This window comes from Polyangiaceae bacterium, assembly GCA_015075635.1.
Taxonomy (GTDB): domain Bacteria; phylum Myxococcota_A; class Polyangia; order Polyangiales; family Polyangiaceae; genus JADJKB01.
Genome location: JABTUA010000001.1, coordinates 415847 through 432845 on the forward strand (window position 1 = coordinate 415847; position 16999 = coordinate 432845).

Genomic DNA, 16999 nt, shown 5'->3' on the forward strand with positions numbered 1-16999 from the left:
CTCATCTCGCAAGCGCGCAGGTGAAGAGCGTGGTGCCCGCCTCGCGCAGCACCACCGCGCAGGCCGGAGCTTCTTCCACCGCGTCGCTGCGCAGCCAGACGAACAGGTGCTGCTCACGCTCGAGCAGCCTCGGGATCGACTCGAGACGCGCGCCGTAGAGCGTGCGGCGCCCGCGCAGGCACAGCACGGCGGGGCAATCCACGCCGGCGTCGCGCCCCGGGAAGGCCTTCTCGAGCCGCCAGCTCGCCTCCGCGATGGACCACTCGGGCACCACGGCCACCGGCTCCCGCGGGTGAGCCGCGAGCAGCGCCAGCGTCAGCGGCGTGCGGCGGCCCGTGGAGAGCTCCGGCCCGCTCGCGGTGCCGGCGTAGTAGGCCGGAACCAGGGCCGCGTGCCCGAGCGCGACGAACGATGCCACGACCACACCCAGCCGACCGAGCCCGCGGGCGCTCACCACCGTGACGCAGGCGAACAGGGGCACGACGTGCAGCACGTAGCGGGCGCGCACCGCCGTGATGAGCGACGCGCACAACAGGGTCAGGACCGCGGCCAGGAGCGCGCCGAGCGCCCGCTGCTCGCTGGGTCCGAGGGCGCCTCGACGCGTCCCGGCCACGATCAAAGTCAGCGCCAGGAGCGCATTGAACGGCGCCGCCGGTCCGGACCAGAGGCCGAGCACGTCGGCGAGGGCGCGCACCACGCCGGTCGGCGCGTGCGGTCCGCCGCCGACCCCGAGCCAGAGCGTCGGCAGCGCCACCGGAGCCAGGAACGCGGTCGCCGTGAGCGCAGCGCCGAGCCCGCCGACGACACCCACCGCGAGCGACGCGCGCCGGCGCACGCTCGCGAGCGCCACGAGCGCGCTGCCCAGGAGCGGCGGCAGCGCCAGGTACTCCGAGCACAGAGTGGCCGCCGCCACCAGCGAGTAGGCGACGAACCAGCGCTCCCTTCCCGTGGCCAAGGCTCGCGACAAGCACGCGTGCGCCGCCAGCACGCCGAGCGCACACAGCGCATAGCCGCGCGCGAGCTGCGAGGTGTGCAGCGCGGCAGGCATCAGCGCGAGCCACAGACCGGCGAGCCCAGCCGCGGCGCTACTCGCCGAAGCGCGCACCACCGCGTAGGCGAGCGCCACCGTCGCCACGCCCGCCAGCACCGAGACCGAGCGCGCGTGGGTGAGCTCCCCGGCGCCCCCGACCCAGGTCATGAGCAGCGCGGGCAGCGGCGGGTGCAGGCGCGCGTCGCTGGCGCGGGCCCACTCCGCGAGCGAGGCGAGCCCGAGGCCCACCGGCTCGTCGTTGTCCACCGGCCGCGACTCGAGCAGGAAGAGCCGGGCGCCGAGCGAGAGGCCGACCAAGCAGAGCAGCTGCCAGAGATCGACGGGACGCCACGGCCTTCGCCGCTCCGGCGTCACCCGCGGCAACGCGCGCCTGAGCCGAGCCCGTACCAGCGTGACCGCCAGCGCCGCGGCAAACCCTGCGAGCGCCGCGAGCCCCGGAGAGGCCACGGCTCAGGACAGCGCTTTCTTCAGCTTCTCGGTGTTGGTGATGAGATCGCGCAGCGCCGCGTCCTGGCGCCGCGCCGTGTCCTCGAGCCGCGACGCCGAGACCAAAGCGTGCTCCGTCCCCCGCGTCTGCGAGCGGTGCGACGAGTTGATCTGGTTGACCATGTGGCTGATGCTCTCGATGGCCTGGGTGATCTGGCGTCCGCCACGCGCCTGCTCCTGGCTCGAGCGCTCGACCTGCTGGGCGATGGAGCGCATCTTGTCGCTGCTCTTGATCACCAGCTCCGAGCCGCGCGCCTGCTGGGCGGTAGCCGCGGCGATCTGCTGCACGGTCTCGGCGATGCGCCCGATCGCGTCCGTCACCTGCTTGCTGCCCTTGGCCTGCTCCACCGTGGCGCGGGCGATGGCGCGCACCATGTTGGTGCTCTTCTGCGAGCTCTCCAGGATCTTCTTGAGCGCGCGCTCCGCTTCGTTCGAGACCTCGACGCCGCGATCGACGTTCTGAGCGCCGCGCTCCACCGCCTGGATGGCGTTGCGGCTCTCGGACTGGATGGTCTTGATGAGATCCGCGATTTCCTTGGTGCTGGCGCCGGCGCGCTCCGCCAAGTCCTTGATCTCGTCGGCCACCACGGCGAAGCCCTTGCCGTGCTCGCCGGCCTGAGCGGCGATGATGGCGGCGTTCAGCGCCAAGAGGTTGGTCTGCTCCGCCACGTCGTCGATGACGTTGAGGATCTGCCCGATGGCGTCGATGCGCGAGCCCAGGTTGGAGATCACCGCCACCGCCTCCTGGCTGCTCTCCTTGATGCGATAAATCTCGCCGATGGTCTTCAGAATGGCCTCGGCGCCGCGCTCAGCGTCCTGCGCCACCTCCTCGCTCAGGCGCGCCGTCTCGTTGGCGTTCGACTGGACCTGATCGATGGAGACGTCCATCTCGTTCATGCTTGAGCTGGTCTCTTCGGCGGTCAGCGACAGCGCGTCGACGTTCTTCGCGACCTCCTTGATCGAGAAGGCCATCTCCTCGATGCTGCTGACGCTCTCGCGCACGCTGGAGGCGAGCTCGACGATGTTCGAGGCGACCTCCTCGTTGGTCGCCGTCATCTCCAAGATCGAAGAGCTGGACTCCTCGGCGCTCGCCGCCAGGACCTCGACGTGCTGCGCGATCTCGCGCAGCGACGAGGCCGACTCCTTGATGGTCCGGGCGGTGTCCTCGCTGGCGTCGATCTGCCCCGCGACGCCTTCGGTCAAGCTGCGCAGCGCGTCCGAGACGGCGCGCGACGCCTCGTCCACCGCGTTGATGCGCTCTTCCTCCCGGGCCTGCAGCTCGTTCACGCTCTCGTGCAGCTCGATCAGCTCGTCGTACAGGGATTTCACCGCGGGATCGGCGCCCGCCGGCAGCTCCGGCCGCTTGCCGTCGCGCAGCCGCCGCACCGCGGACACCACCCCGTCGAGCAAGCCGCTCGGCGCGCCGCCCGAGGCCGCGAGCCAGGCGCCCACCGCGCCGGCCCCGCCGATGGCGAGGGCGAAGGCCGCGATGTCCTGGCGCAGAAACGCCGCGACGATCCCGGCAATCAGGGGAAGCCCCACACCCAGAAGCTGACGTTGGGACAGACCGTTCATGCTCGCCCGGAGCCGCGAGGTTATTGGGCCGCCGCGCGGGCGCCAAGAGAAAGGTCAGTCGACTCTCGGCAAGAACGCCGGACTGCGCAGGGATCAGCAGCAAAGGCGGCCACGAGAGGCCGAAACCCGAGTCAGCGCTGGGAGACGACGCGGCGGGGCGGCGGCTCCGCGTGCGGCACGGAGTCGGGATGCGCCTGTTCGACCCAGATGTCTTTGAAGCGCAGCTTCTTCTTCTTCTGGGGCGGGTGCTTGGTCTGGGGAGCTTCGTGGCTCGGTCGAACGGCGGGCGGGCCCGCGGGGCGAGGCGGCGAGTGGTCGGCCCGAGCCGGCGCGGGTTGCGGCACCGGGGCCGTGCTCGGCCGGGCGGGCTGCGGAGCGGCCTCGACCGCTGGCGGTGCCATCGGTGCAGCGGCCGGCGCGGCAGGCTGCGGGGCCGGGCTCACGGCAGGGGGCGAATGTGCAGTGCCGGGCGGCAGGTAGGCCACGTTCGGGCCGGCCGGGGCGACGGGTCCGCTGCCCACGCTGGCCGAAATCGTGCAGCCGTTGGCCAAGGCACCCAGGACCAGGCAGAGGGCAAATCTCGTCATGCTCTACCCGATTACACGTCGGCGAGCCCTCGACTCTTCCCTCAGGCCGAAGAAGGCACGGGGGCCTCGGAGAGCAGCGTCGGGCCGGCCACGGGCAGAACGACCGTGAACAGGGCACCGCCGCCGGCCGCGTCGGCGTGCAGAATCTCCCCGCCGTGCTCGACGACGATGCGGTGCACGATGGCGAGACCCAGGCCCGTGCCCTCCGGCTTCGTCGTCACGTAGGGCTCGAACAGGCGATCGCGAAGCTCCGGCGGGACGCCGGGTCCGTTGTCGCGCACCGAGAGCACGACTCTGTCGGGCCCGTGGGGCCGAAGCTCGACGGTGACGCGCGGGTCGGGCCGCGCCTTCGCCGCGTCGATCGCGTTCTGGATCAAGTTGGTCAAGACCTGCACCATCTGATCGGCGTCGGCGTTCACGATCGGCACCGGTGACACGACGAGCTCGAGCTCCGCGCCGCTGCTCGCGTGCAGGTTCACCACCTTCTTCGCCACCTCGGCGAGCTCCGTGGGCGCAGGGTTCGGGGGGGGCAGCCGGGCGAAGCGGGTGAACTCCGAGACGATGTTGCTGATCCGCGTCACCTCTTCGAGCACCGTACGCGTCGCTTCGTCGAAGTACTCGTCGAAGGCCGGATCGTCGCGCGCGCGCAGCCGGCGCAGGGTCTCGACCGCCGCGCGGATCGGCGCCAGCGGGTTCTTGATCTCGTGGGCCACGCGCCGGGCGATCTCGCGGCGTGCGGCGATGCGTTCGGTGGCCGCCAGGCGCTTGCGCAGCTGGGTCAGGTCGGCGATGGCTTGATTGAAGGCGTTGGCCAGCTCCACCAGCTCCTTGCCGCCCTCGCCCTTCACCGGCTTCGGCTCCCCCACCGCGACCTCGCGCGCCTGCGCGGCCATCTTGACGATGGGTCGCGCCAGGCCCCGAGAGAGCAGCATCGCCATCAAGAGAGCCGCGCCGAACGAGCCCGCGCCGATCACGATGATGGTGGAGTCCAAGGCTTGCAGCGCCCGGGCCAGCGGCACCCGCGACTGGCTCGCGAACAGCGTCATGCCGCCCAGCTCCTGGATGGTGACCGCCGTGATCATGTCGCCGCCGGAGCTGGGTCTGGACAAGGACAGCCGCACGCCGTGTGCCTCGGCAGTTGCCTGGAGCATCGGATCGAGGTGGCGCGCAGCGTACAGCCCGACCCAGAGCTTCTTGTTCTCCTGGTCTCGCACCAGACACCCGGCCTCGACGGCGAGGGGCGGCGCCCCGGTGCGCAAGCGCGCGGAGCCGCCGGCGCCCTGCAGGCGCTCTGCCAGCTTCTTGTCACGCTTGCCGGTGAGCCCATCGGCATGCCCCGCGCCGAGCACCTCGCCCTCGCTCGTCACGAGCGTGAGCTCGTCCAGTCGCAACGCCTTCATCAGCTCGGGCACGCGCAGGCTGAGCGACAACCTGCGCGAGTCGAGGTCCCGCGCCTTCAGCCCGACCAGCGCGCTGTCCACCATGGGGTCGTGCTTGCACAGAGGCCCCACCAGCTCCGGCAGGTCTCGCACCGCCGTCCCGAGCTGGCGCTCCAGCCTCTGGAACGCGGCAGCGCCTTGCTCGCGGAAGCGCTCCTCTTCGGTACGCCTCCAAGCCTCGCGCACACCGAACCCCAGCGTCACCGTGGTGACGACGGTGAGCAGGAGAGTTGCCACGAGCAGGCGTTGCGCCAGCGTCACCGTCGGATCCTAGCTGATTGTTCCAGAACGCCGAAACCGGTCCGCTCCTTCCCGGTTGCAGAGAGGCGCGCGCGCTCGTAGCTTCCCGGGCCCATGCGCAGCGCCTTCGTGCTCGCTCTCTTCGCTCTCGGTTGCACCGGCGGCGCAGAGCTGCCCGAAGCTCAGCGCCCGCAGCGGAAGGCTCCGAATTCCAGTGCGCGCCCGGCTCCGAGCTCCTTCGAGAGCGTGCGCTTCACCAGCGTTCCCGCCGGCACCTTCGGTCCATACGTCGCGATCACCCCGACCGGCGGCGTCGCGCTCTGGGCGCAGACCGCCGAGAAAGGACGCGCGTGGCTGGGAGTCACCTTCGACGAGCGGGGCCAACATCGCGGCGGACCGCAGCGCCTCGCGGTCGCGCCCGACGAGGTCGGCCTCGCCGTGGTCGAGCCCGCCGCCGCGGGCTTCACGCTGCTCTGGACCCGGAGCGACACCGCGGGCACCTTGCTCGAGTCGCTGGAGCTCGACGCGCGGGGCAAGCCGCGAGGTGCGCCGATTCCCCTCGCCGCGATCAAGGGCGAGGTGGTGTGGATCGATCACGTCTCGACCCCGCGTGGCTCCCTCGCCTTCTGGGGCGTGAAGGGTCCCGGCGGCGCGGATCTGTTCGCAGCGCTGGTGGGCGGCGAGCGCGTCGAGCCGAAGCCTTTCGCCAGAGGCGTGAGCGCCTGGCAGGCGGCAGCGTTCGGCAGCGGAGCGGCCGTTGGTCTGGTTCGGGACAAGGGCCAGGTCGAGGTCCAAACATTGGACGAGCACGGCGCGCCCGCGGAGCGAGTGGAGGTCAGCGCCGCGGCGTCGGCGGCCGCAGATCTCGACATGGTGAGCAGCGAGCGCGGCCTGCTCCTGGCCTGGTCGGATCACGGCAGCGCCGAGTCGCGCGTGGTGTTGGCCCGGCTGGACGGCTCCCGAAACCTGACCTTGCCGCCCACTCCGCTCGCCGGTGTGCTCGGCGACCAGGTGCTCGTGCGGTTGGTGCCACCGGAGAGCGGTCGCGGCAGCGCGTATCTCGCCTGGGAAAACCTGCTGGAGCGGCCGGCCGCCGGGCGGGCCATCGTGCTCGCGCCCGTCGCCGCCGACGGCAGCTTGGGAACCGCGCGCACCATCCTCGACCACGCGGCCAGCGACGGCTCGCTGCCGGAGCTGGCGGCCACGGCGGACGGGCTCGCTGCGCTCACGCTGGCTCGCGCCTGTCGCAAGGGCGAGGACTGCGCGAAGGCGCCGCTTCTGCCGACCTTCGTGGAGCTCGATGGCGCCCTCGAGGTGAAGGCGTCGGAGCCGCTCGGCATCAGCGCGCTGCGCGGCGAGGTGCCGGACCTGGCGTGGGGACTCTCGTGCGCGACCAAGCCGTGCCTGGTGATGGCGGCGCAGGCGCTGAGCCCGACGCCGATCTGGGCCGTGAGGGCCACCCCGCGCGCGACGAGCTTCGTCCCGGCGGCGCGTCGGGCGGAGCGCTCCGGGCCGCCACGCGTGGCGTCCCTCGAGGTCGTGGCCAAGACCGAGCCGCTCGCGGATCTGGCGCTCGGGCGCCTCGGCTCGACCTCCCTCGCGGCCTGGGTCACCTACTTCGATCCGACCGCACCTTGGGAGAAGCTGACCAAGCCCGCCGCGGATGGTCGGCTGGATCCGCCGCGCGCGCTCTTGCAGGTCCGGGCCGGATCGCTGCCGCCGGAGACCATCTCGATCCGCGCGCGCTCGCTCGGAGGCGTCGCCCTCGGCCCGAGCGCCTCCGGTTCAGCCGAGGCCCTGCTCGCCTGGACGGCCATGGACTTCAAGCTGCCCCAGGTCTTCGTCACCGTGGTGGACGACAAGGCCAAGAAGCTGCGCCAGCGCATGCTCACCCGCGCGCCCGGCGAGAAGTCGGACGTCGCCGCGACCGGGGTCGGCGACGGCTGGCTGGTCGCCTGGATCGACGAACGCAGCGGTGATCCGGAGCTCTACGCCGCCCGGGTCAACCGCTTGCTGCAGAACGCAGGCCCGGAGAAGCGCATCACCAGCGCCGCGGGTGGCGCCGCCGAGGTGGCGCTCTTGCCCCGAGGGCAAGACGCGCTCGTGGCCTGGTCCGACGCTCGGGACAAGGAGCACCCGGGCGTCGGCGACATCTACGTCGCGCTGCTCAAGGGCGCGGATGCCTCGCTCTTGGGCGCCGAGCAAGTGGTCGCAAAGACTCCGCGTCACTCGCGCTCCCCCGCGCTCAGCGCCCTGGGCAAGGGTGCGTTGCTGGCATGGATCGAGGAGAGCGTCTCGGCGAGCGGTGAGCCCGGCGATGCAGAAGCACGCGTCGTCGAGCTCGGCGCCGACGGTCGGCCGGTCGGCTCCTCGGTGGGTGTATCCGCGAGCGCCGGTCCGCCGGGTGCCGTCGCGGTGGACTGCGAGGACGCGCATTGTCGCGTGCTCCTGCTCGTGCAACGCGAGCGCGGACCGGAGCTCTGGGTCGCCGACTGGTCGGCTGGCAAGCTGGGCGCTCCGCGGCGCTTGTTGGGCCTCACCTCGGGCGTGCCCCTGACGATCCCCCCCGCCGTGCTGGGCCCCGAGGTCCTGCTGGCCGATCGCGCCGGCAACCAGGGCCGCGCGCGCCGCCTGTTGGTGGACTGGAAATAAAAAAAACCCCTGGTGACGAGCACCAGGGGTTTTGGAGACAGCTCTGCGCGGGCGAGAGGAGCCTCACCGCTTCATGAGCGGCGGTCGCGCCTTCTATGCGGTTGGGCGGGCTCGGGAGGAGGGCGCGCAACGGCTCGTTCTCGATGTTCCACGCAGGACTGATGGTTCGTGATCCCTCGGACACCTCCTTGGCGGTTCACTTGGGTCAACATCGCCGGCGGGGGACCTATTCCGAAAAAATTCAGTGCCTGCTTCGGCCCGCGGGCCAGCGCGATCCGCCTCAATCCGTAGCGAAAACCAGCTCGACCGACACGCTCACGGGGGCCCGGGTCGGCTTGGGGAAGGTCATGGGGCGCAAGGCGTCGGCGACACAGGTCCCCAGGGCTGGCGCCTGCTTGACGGTCGCCCGGATCCCAGTCGCGACCCCCTCCGCGTCGATGCTGAGCTGGAGCAGAACCCGCGGGTTTGGCTGCTGCGCCGCGTGCTTGGCGTGGCAAGCCACCAAGAGCCCGTGGCGCGAGCGGATCACTCGCAACACGATCGCCTCCAGCAGGCCATCGGAGACCTTCGGGTTGGCCGTGCGCAGCCGCGGCCGCCGCACGAAGGTGACCCGGCTCCGAGCGCTGACGAAGCTCCGCGCGACGCGCTGCGCCTCCTCGCTGCGCGCACCGAAGTAGCCGTGCGTGCGCTCCGTGCGCTCACCTCCCTCCGGAGAGAACACGGTCTCCGAGATGCGCTTCTCGATGCACTCGCGGGTCTTCTTCGGCAGCGGGCCGAGCGCACGAGCCTTCTTGACGGCGCCCTTCGCGTCCAAGTCGGCCTCCAGCGTCACCACCACGTCCAGCCCCGCGGCGCACTCGCCAGCCAGCTTCAGGGTCTCCGTGAAGGCGCTGTCTTCCTCGTGCTCCGAGGCGCCCAGCCCGCCCGGCTCCGGCAACGACCAAACCGGCACGTAGCCGTCGAAGCGGTTCGCCAACACGTCCAGGACAGCCTGCCTTCGCGCCTCGGGATCCCGCGGCGCGATGAACGCCTCCGGCAGCGCCGCGAACGACGCGCTGGCGGAAGGTGCGGCGAGCGCCGCCGAGGTGCTCGCCGCCGGAGCGGGGGACGGCGCGCCACGCTCGCAGGCCAACGGAACGGTCCAAAGCAGCACCAGCAGTCCGACCCAGCGCCGGCGACGCAGGCACAAGAGCGCCGCAACGGGCAGCCACCATGCTCCCGCGCCCGCGCGCGATAGCCCGCAGGACAGCGCGTTCGCGCTCGCGGACGGAGCTGGGACCGCGGCGCTCGGAGCTGCCTCGAGGCGCGCGTCGAGCAGGGGCAGGAGGCGCGCGCGCGCCGACCGGCAGGCGTCGTCGCAGTCGCTCGACGGCACGAACAGCACGTCCTCCCAGCCGTGGCGCTTCGGCTTGAAGTCCCCGAAGGTCTGCACGAAGCGGCTGCGCGGCAAGAGGCCCGAGAGCTCCTTGCCCAGGCTCTCTTCCAGCTCTCCGACCGCGGGCACGTAGCGATCGCCCTCGCTGAAGGGACGGCGCAGGCGCCACTCGGCCTGGTGGGTCACGCCGGCATAGGGAACCACGAGAGCGTCGCTCACCACCCACAGCGACAGCTCGCGGTTCTTCTGCTCGGGCGCGTCACTGGGCTCGCGGTACGGGTAATACGGCAGCTCGCTCTCGAAGCTGATGCGAAGCGTGCGACTGGTCATCTCCTCGTCGGCATTCGGCGTGCCGTCGTAGCGCAGCGCGACGAAGTGGAAGCCGAGCCGGATGTAGCCATCCATCCAGGCCTTGCCGGAGTCGCTGGACTTGAAGCCGTGCTTCTCGAGCCACGCGCCCAGCGCGCTCTCGTCCGTCGCCGTGAGGATGAATGCGGTGAAGTCGCCGACGCGCTTCGTCTCGACGACCTGCACCGGCGGCGGCTTGGCGCCACGCCCGGCGCCGAGACCCGCGCCGTACCCGACTCCGGAGACGGTGCCGAGCGTGACCCACTGGCTGAGCAGCCGGGAGCCGAAGCTCTTCTCCAGCGCGTCGAACGGGGACTTCTCGACGCTGTGGACGCTGGGGCGGCTGGGCGTGGGCACCACGAAGCCGAACGCGCCGCCCGCGTGCGCGAAGCGCAGCTCGCGGACGAAGTGCTGCATCCTGGTGGCGCTGTCCCAGACGATCAGCGTGCGCTCCAGGCCGAGGCGGGGCGGCGCCTTCACCCAGGTGCCGGAGGGAAACGCGCCGCAGGCACGGGCCGGACGCGGCGCGAGGCACGAGAGGATCAGCAGGAGAACCCAAAGGCGCATCCGGTCAGGTTATCCTCTCGGGTATGCGCGGCGTGGTGCTTTCTGCTTTGCTGGTGTTGGGCATCGTCGCGACGGGCGCTTGCAGCGACGACGAAGAGCGAGGCGCGGCCTCCGGCGGTGCGGCCGGCAGCGGCGGCACCGAAGCAGGGCTCGGCGGCGCCGCCGGAAGCGCAGGCGACGCGAGCACGCTGCCGCCGAGCCCGCCGGTGAAGGTCGCGATCCCGGCGTGGCGCATGGCCATCGTGCAGAGCTCGGCCGACGACACGGTGATCGGCGCGGTCTCGGACGGCTCCTTCAGCATGCCGCCCGTCGGCGAGTACCTGGGCCTGGACTGGAGCGACGTGGTGCCCGGGGAGAACGGCGAGCTCGTCGACGTCAACGGCGACCTCGCCTACGCGGTCGCACAGGTCCAGGTCCCGGAGGGCCATCACGTGTTCGCGCGCGGCGACACGGTGGCGAGCTTCCTGGTCGGCAAGAGCTACCGGCAGCCCGGGGACTTCTACGCCTCGCACCAGCTCCGAGTGCCGGTGCTCACGCGGGGCAGCCAGGGGCTCGTGGTGGTCCGCACGCTCGGTCGCCGCGGCGCGCCGCAGGTGGAGCTCTGGTCCACCTCCAGCGAGCTCCACCTCAACACGGAGGACGCCACCATCCCCGACTTCGTCGCGGGCTCTACCGAGGACCGCCCCGCCGGCGTCGCGGTGTTGAACCTCACCGATCACGCGCTGGCCGACGTGTCGGCCAAGGTGCTGGAGAGCGAGGACTTCCAGGCCACGAGCGTGCTCCATCCCTACCTCGCCGGCGCCGCGGTCACCCAGCTCTCGTTCGATCTGGTGCCGAAGCCGACGACCAAGACGGAGCTCACCGCCAAGCTCCGGGTCGAGTCGCCCTCGCTGGCCCACGGCTACGACGCGGAGCTGAAGATCCCGGTGGTGCCCGACGGCGACCGCTACCGCCGCACGCGCCGCTCCGACGTGGACGGCTCGACCCAGTACTACGCGGTGCTCCAGCCGAAGGGCACGCCCGGCGCCAAGCCTGGTCTGATCCTCAGCCTGCACGGCGCCGGCGTGGAGGCGAAGGGCCAGGCCGAGGCCTACGGCCCGACCTCGTGGGCCTACCTGATCGCCGCGACCAACCGCCGGCGCTTCGGCTTCGACTGGGAGGAGTGGGGACGCCTCGACGCGCTCGAGGCCTTCGAGCACGCGCTCGCCACGCTGCCGGTCGATCCGCTGCGAACGCACCTGACCGGGCACTCCATGGGCGGGCACGGCAGCTGGCACGTGGGCGTGCACTTCAGCGATCGCTTCGCGGTGATCGGCCCGAGCGCGGGCTGGATCTCCTTCGACACCTACGGCGGGCAACCGCTCCCGAGCGGGCCCATCGGCCAGGCGCGCGCCGCCAGCAAGACCCTCGACTTCAAGGAGAACCTCGCCAACGACGCCGTCTACATCCTGCACGGCAGCGCCGACACCAACGTGCCCGTCTCGCAAGCGCAGACCATGTTCGCGGAGCTCGGCCCGATCGTGAAGGAGCTCACGTATCACGAGGAGCCCGGGCAAGATCACTGGTGGGATCTCGATCCCAATGAAGAAGGCGCGGACTGCGTGGACTGGGCGCCGATGATCTCGCTGATGGAGCAGAAACAGCGTGATCCGACCTGGCTCGACTTCCGCTTCGTGAGCCCGGGTCCCTGGGTCAGCTCGACGCGCAGCTTCGTGAAGGTGCTCTCGGTGACGAGCCCGATGCAGAACTTCGAGGTCACCTCCAGCGTCAACGGCACCGCGGTGGACCTGGTCACCAAGAACGTGCGCTCGCTCACTCTCGATGCGGCGGCGCTCGCGACGAAGGGCATCACCAGCGTCAGCGTGGACGGCACCGCTCACGCCGTGGGCGCCAGCCCCATCAGCGTGGGTCCGACCACGGGCAAACGCCCGGACCTGTCCGGCCCGCTGAACCAGGTGTTTCAGCGGCCGTTCTGCTTCGTGTGGGACGACGCCGGTTCGATCGTGTACCGCGACTACGTCGCGCTCTTGACCTCCTGGTGGTCCACCATCGGCAACGGGCACGCCTGCGGGCTCCCGCTCTCGAAGCTCACGCCCGCCCTCGAGGCCGAGCGGAACCTGGTGTTCGTCGGCGTGGCAGCTCCGGCGGGCCTGCCCATCAGCTGGACCGCGAACGAGATCAGCGTCGGGCAGAAGAAGCTCGGCGACTCGGCCCTGGCCTTCGTGTACCCGAAGGGCGAACGCCTACGCGCCTACCTCTTCGCCACCGCCGGCAGCGAGCTCTTGCTCCACCGTTACGTGCCGTTCTCGTCGCGGGCAGGCATGCCCGACTACCTGGTCTTCGACGCAGGTGGCGCGACCGTGGCCGGCTTCTTCGACGCGGAGTGGAAGCTCGACGCCAAGTACGCGACCGGGCTGTAGTCTGGCGCTCAGAGCCTGAGCACCTCCCAGCGCACCCGGCGCTCGGGGCCGCCGCTGACCACCAGGCGCACGTCACCGAAGCTGAGCTCCGACCCGGTAGCGAGACTGGTGCTCACCCGCAGGCGCTTCACGTCGCCCTTCTCGTCCGCCGCGAAGCAGCCGGAACAGCTCGCCAGATCGGCCTCTGCGACCTCGACGAGCTTGGCGGGATTGCCGGAGTCGCTGCCCAGGCGGAACGCCTCGAGCAGCGTGCCGTCCGCCAGCTCGAGGCGCGCCTGCCCGAGCGGGCCGAGCACCACCTTCACGTCCAGGCGATCGGCGACGTCGTCGAGACTGACCACGTCCGGATCCGTGGCGGGCGCCAGGGTGTCGATGCTGGGATCGAGCAGCGGCAGGATCTGGTTCTCGACCAAGAGAAGTGGCAGCTGTCCGAGCGGCGCGGGGATGCTCACGACCTGATCGCCGGTGAAGAGCCGGTAGCTCTCGAAGTGCACGAAGCGACCCGGTGGGAGCCAGGTCTTCTTCTCCACCACGCCGCGACGCACCACCGGCGAAGTGTACAGGGCCGGCCCCAGGTAGAAGGCGTCGTCTACGGCGCGGGCGGCCGCTGCCTCCGGGTGCAGCAAGAACGGGTGCAGGGTGAGCGGGCGCCCGCTCGCACTCGCCTCGCGCGCCAGCGTCAGGAAGTACGGCTGAAGCCGGGTGTGCAGGCGCGAGTAGCGCGCGTACACCTCCGTGGTCTCCGCGTCGCTCCACAGCGTCCACTTGGTCTGCTTGCCCAGCGGGTTCGCGCAGGCGTTCTGTTCCATCATGATGGGCGAGACGGCGCCCAGCTCCACCCAGCGCAGGAACACCTCCTTGTCCCGCGGCACGTCGGTGATGCACTTGAAGCCGGTCACGTCGCTGCCCCAGTAGGGCACGCCGCTCATCGACAGGTTCACGCCGCCGCGCAACGACGACGGCAGGCCCTGGCTCTCGTCGAAGGTCGCCTCGGCGTCGCCTCCCCACACTGCGGGCACGTACTTCTGCGTGCCGCTGTAGCCGGAGCGCACGAAGAACAGGTAGTCGCCCGGGCGCTCCTTCTCCATCAGATCGTGGGCCGCCTTCGCGGACAGGACCGGGTACTCGTTGTGGACCTCGTCGCCGCGGCGCCCGTCGTGGAACACGGCGTCGCGCGGCGTGTATTCGCCGAAGTCGTGCATCCAACCGTCGTACCCGAGGTCGAGCGTGCGCTTCAGCAGTCCCTGGTACCAGCTGACGGCGGCAGGGTTGGTCAGATCGATCGCCGCGATCGAGAGCAGTTGCCCTGAGATGAACTCGGTGAGCGTGGGCTCGCCATCCGGACCCTTGACGAAGTAACCTTGGCTCTTGCCGTAGGCGTAGTCCGCGGCGGCGTTCGGGTGGTTCTCGGCGACGTACGGGTTGTTGTACGCCATCACCTTGTAACCCGCGGCGTGCGCGGCCTTCGTCCAGTCCGCGAGGGCCTGCTCTTTGCCCTTGTGCGACAGCGCCGGCAGGAAGTGGACGGCGTCGTCCACGGCGGTGCACGCCACGTCCTTGTCGCGCATCAGCTGCCACTCCAGCACGCCGTCCACCAGCGAGCCCGAGCCGACGCGGCGGCGCGGTCCGAACACCCACTGCGCGGGCACCGGCGGCCGGCCCGTGTCCTCGGTGTACTGATCGAGGCTCTTCAGCGGATCGGCGTTGACGTAGATGGTCGCGTCGAACTGCGTGGTGTTCGCCGCCAGCCGCCAGGCGTCCTCGCGATCGGACGCGAAGTGGAGCTCGGTCCGGTAGGTCGTGTCCGCGTGGAGCGCGTAGCCGCGGCTCGACAGGAAGAACGCGACCGGAAAGTAGGTCATGCTCGGCCCGTTGGGCCAGGGGTTCTCCGGCCCGATCGGCGTCTTCTCGCCCTTGCCGAGCGCGCCCTCCTCGGCCCAGCTGTAGATCGGCCAGCCGCGGTGATCGACGCTGCCGAAGCGCTCGCCCATGCCGAAGAAGCTCTCGTCCGGGCCGGAGCGGAAGCCGAGCGTGGTCTTGTTCAGCTCTCCGGGGTCATCCATCGCGAGCGACAGCCGCACGCGCGCGCCCTCGACGCTCACGCGCAGCGTCAAACGCGCGCCGTCGCCCTCGAGGTCCAGGAACGCCCAGCTCTCACCCGACTCGCGCAGCGTCGCGCGGGACACGCTCCGCCAGGGCTCCTCGTTGGCGCGATACCCGTCCCAGCCGGGCAGGCTCTGGGCGATGAAGTCCGGGGTGTCGAGCGTCGCCGCGGGGCCACCATAGCCGTCGCGGCCTTCGCCTCGCGTCGTCTCCAGCACCGTCTTGCCGTCCGCGTCCCGGAGCTCCAGCGAAAACGGCGAGAGCCGGACCTGCACGCTGGCGCCCTCGGAGACGAGAAGCGGGCCCCGGTCCAGGCGCTCGTCGTCGCAGCCGAGCGAAACCAAGCCGATCGCGAGCACCAAGCAACGCTTCATGCGCGGAGCCTGGCGCGATCGCCGGGCGGCGTCGAGTCGATCTGGTCGCTCTCCGGCTGCGGATGGTACGCTGCCGCCCATGGTGCGACGTGACACGAGGGGCCTTCCGTTCGCTGTCTGCTTGATGCTGGGGGCGGCAGCGGGCGCAGTAGCGTGCGGGGAAGAGTTCGAGCCGTCGTCGGGCGGTGGCACCGGGGGTACCGACGGTGGCGCCGGCACTGTTGGCAGCAGCGCCGGGGGTGTCGGCGGCGGCGGCACCGGTGGCAGCAGCACCGGAGGAGTCGGCGGCGGCGGCACCGGTGGCAGCAGCGCCGGCGGGACGGGGGGTTCGCCGGCAGGCGGCGCCAGCGGGTCGGGTGGCTCCGGTGGCGCGCCGGAGTGCACCACGGACAGCGAGTGCGACGACGGCAAGGCGTGCACCGGCAAGGAGACGTGCAGCGGGGGCAAGTGCCAGGCGGGCACCCCGGTGACCTGCAACAACCCCGATCCGGCCAACTGCACGGCCGGCTGCAAGGAACCCGGCGGGACCTGCGCCGTCACCGGGAACGACGCGGACGGAGACCAGCACAAGGCGAACTGCGCCGCGGATCCCGGCGACGACTGCGACGACACGAACCCCTCCACCTACGCGGGCGCCACGGAGCTGTGCGACGGCAAGGACAACAATTGCAACGGGAAGGACGACCTCCAGGACGGGCTGACGCTGAGCGGCGTCACGAAGAAACTCGTCGGTGAGGCCGGAAAGGACCACTACTCGCCGGAGATCGCGTGGTGCCCCGGGGGCTCCAAGTTCGTCATGGTCTGGACCGACACCCGCGAGGGCAGCCCGCGGATCTACGCCGCGTCGGTGACGCCCAGCGGGGTCGTTGGCCTCCAGAAGAACGTGTCGGGGACGGTCGCCGGCGAGGCGGTCGAGCCGCGCATCGCCTGCCACGGGAGCGAGTGCGCGGTGGTCTGGCGCCAAACCGAGTTGCCCATCGACGTGTTCTTCCAGCGCCTCGACTGCGACGCGGCGATGGTAGGCGCCAAGGTGAACGTGAGCGAAACGCCTGGTGGTCTGAACCTGAGTCCGTCGGTCGTGCGGTTCGGCAACGACTGGATCGTGAGCTTCCTCGAGAAAGACGCCATGGGGCAGCCTGCGGCCTATCGAGTCGTCGGCGCCGATGGAACGCTGAAGACGAGCACCCAGTTCGTCAGCGAGTCGACCGGGCTCCGTTACCAGATCGTGTCGGCAGCCACGACCACCCACGTGGGGTTCGCCTGGGAGCTGACGAACAACGTGGTGGAGTGGGCACGCATCGACTCCGCGCTGACCCTGTCCTCGACCCAGGCGCTCAGCCCCAAGCCTGCGCCGACGGGCCAGGTCTCGAAGGACGCGGCCATCGCGACGCACCTGGGCAACCTCGCCATCGCTTGGAGGACCAGCACTGCTTCCAGCGCCAAGATCGAATACGTGGAGCGCACCGGCGGCGGGAGCACGGTCTGCACCGCCGCTTCACTGGCGAGCTACCCGGAGATGTACGTGATGGGCGTCGCCAGCCACAAGGACGGCGCTCTGGTCGCCGCCCTGACCGGCGCGTCCAACATCTTCGACATCAAGCTCGTGCGCGCGAAGAACTGCACGAAGCTCGACGAGCTCACGATCGGTTCCCAGACCTTCGGGACGGGGATCGGCGTGCGCACCGGGAGCATCGCCGGGGGCGCCGGCGGGTACGCGGTCGTCTGGGCCGCGGCCCAGAGCATCTACGGGCGCTTCGTCGGGCCGAACCTCTGCGACTGACC

9 protein-coding genes are annotated in these 16999 nt (G+C 71.0%); 3 read left to right on the forward strand and 6 right to left on the reverse strand.

Annotated features, from left to right (window positions below):
• Position 1: 1 nt before the first annotated feature.
• From HS104_01980 to HS104_01995, 4 genes are all read right to left on the reverse strand, one after another.
• On the reverse strand, positions 2-1498 hold the full coding sequence (locus HS104_01980) for a glycosyltransferase family 39 protein (protein ID MBE7478746.1): 1497 nt from the start codon (positions 1496-1498) through the stop codon (positions 2-4).
• Between the two features lie 3 nt (positions 1499-1501).
• Positions 1502-3112 (reverse strand): chemotaxis protein, encoded by a 1611-nt coding sequence (locus tag HS104_01985; GenBank protein ID MBE7478747.1) that lies wholly within the window; start codon positions 3110-3112, stop codon positions 1502-1504.
• A 131-nt stretch (positions 3113-3243) separates the two neighbouring features.
• Positions 3244-3699: a hypothetical protein gene (locus tag HS104_01990; GenBank protein ID MBE7478748.1), complete on the reverse strand. Its 456-nt coding sequence runs from the start codon at positions 3697-3699 to the stop codon at positions 3244-3246.
• Between the two features lie 41 nt (positions 3700-3740).
• Entirely contained in the window at positions 3741-5399 is a 1659-nt protein-coding gene (locus HS104_01995) for a HAMP domain-containing protein (protein MBE7478749.1), read from the reverse strand.
• A 93-nt stretch (positions 5400-5492) separates the two neighbouring features.
• On the opposite strand from HS104_01995, the gene HS104_02000 reads away from it, so the two are divergent.
• Complete coding sequence (locus HS104_02000) at positions 5493-8030, forward strand: hypothetical protein (GenBank protein MBE7478750.1); 2538 nt, start codon at positions 5493-5495, stop codon at positions 8028-8030.
• A 280-nt stretch (positions 8031-8310) separates the two neighbouring features.
• On the opposite strand, the gene HS104_02005 is transcribed toward HS104_02000, so the two are convergent.
• Positions 8311-10320, reverse strand: a complete 2010-nt coding sequence (locus HS104_02005) for a DUF2330 domain-containing protein (protein MBE7478751.1) — start codon at positions 10318-10320, stop codon at positions 8311-8313.
• A gap of 35 nt (positions 10321-10355) precedes the next feature.
• Here HS104_02005 and HS104_02010 point away from each other — a divergent pair, with 35 nt between their 5' ends.
• A complete protein-coding gene (locus HS104_02010) occupies positions 10356-12740 on the forward strand; it encodes a prolyl oligopeptidase family serine peptidase (protein MBE7478752.1) in 2385 nt (794 codons plus the stop codon).
• Positions 12741-12748: 8 nt separating this feature from the next.
• On the opposite strand, the gene HS104_02015 is transcribed toward HS104_02010, so the two are convergent.
• Positions 12749-15217 carry a hypothetical protein gene (locus tag HS104_02015; protein ID MBE7478753.1) on the reverse strand — a complete coding sequence of 823 codons (2469 nt, stop codon included), beginning with the start codon at positions 15215-15217 and terminating at the stop codon, positions 12749-12751.
• A 79-nt stretch (positions 15218-15296) separates the two neighbouring features.
• Here HS104_02015 and HS104_02020 point away from each other — a divergent pair, with 79 nt between their 5' ends.
• On the forward strand, positions 15297-16997 hold the full coding sequence (locus tag HS104_02020) for a hypothetical protein (GenBank protein MBE7478754.1): 1701 nt from the start codon (positions 15297-15299) through the stop codon (positions 16995-16997).
• Positions 16998-16999 lie beyond the last annotated feature (2 nt).

What these genes read in the sequence shown, in the direction of transcription:
- HS104_01985 (MBE7478747.1), bottom strand. Translation starts at nt 3,112, where the DNA reads ATGAACGGTCTGTCCCAACGTCAGCTTCTGGGTGTGGGGCTTCCCCTG.
- HS104_01990 (MBE7478748.1), bottom strand. Translation starts at nt 3,699, where the DNA reads ATGACGAGATTTGCCCTCTGCCTGGTCCTGGGTGCCTTGGCCAACGGC.
- HS104_02000 (MBE7478750.1), top strand. Translation starts at nt 5,493, where the DNA reads ATGCGCAGCGCCTTCGTGCTCGCTCTCTTCGCTCTCGGTTGCACCGGC.
- HS104_02005 (MBE7478751.1), bottom strand. Translation starts at nt 10,320, where the DNA reads ATGCGCCTTTGGGTTCTCCTGCTGATCCTCTCGTGCCTCGCGCCGCGT.
- HS104_02015 (MBE7478753.1), bottom strand. Translation starts at nt 15,217, where the DNA reads ATGAAGCGTTGCTTGGTGCTCGCGATCGGCTTGGTTTCGCTCGGCTGC.
- HS104_02020 (MBE7478754.1), top strand. Translation starts at nt 15,297, where the DNA reads ATGGTGCGACGTGACACGAGGGGCCTTCCGTTCGCTGTCTGCTTGATG.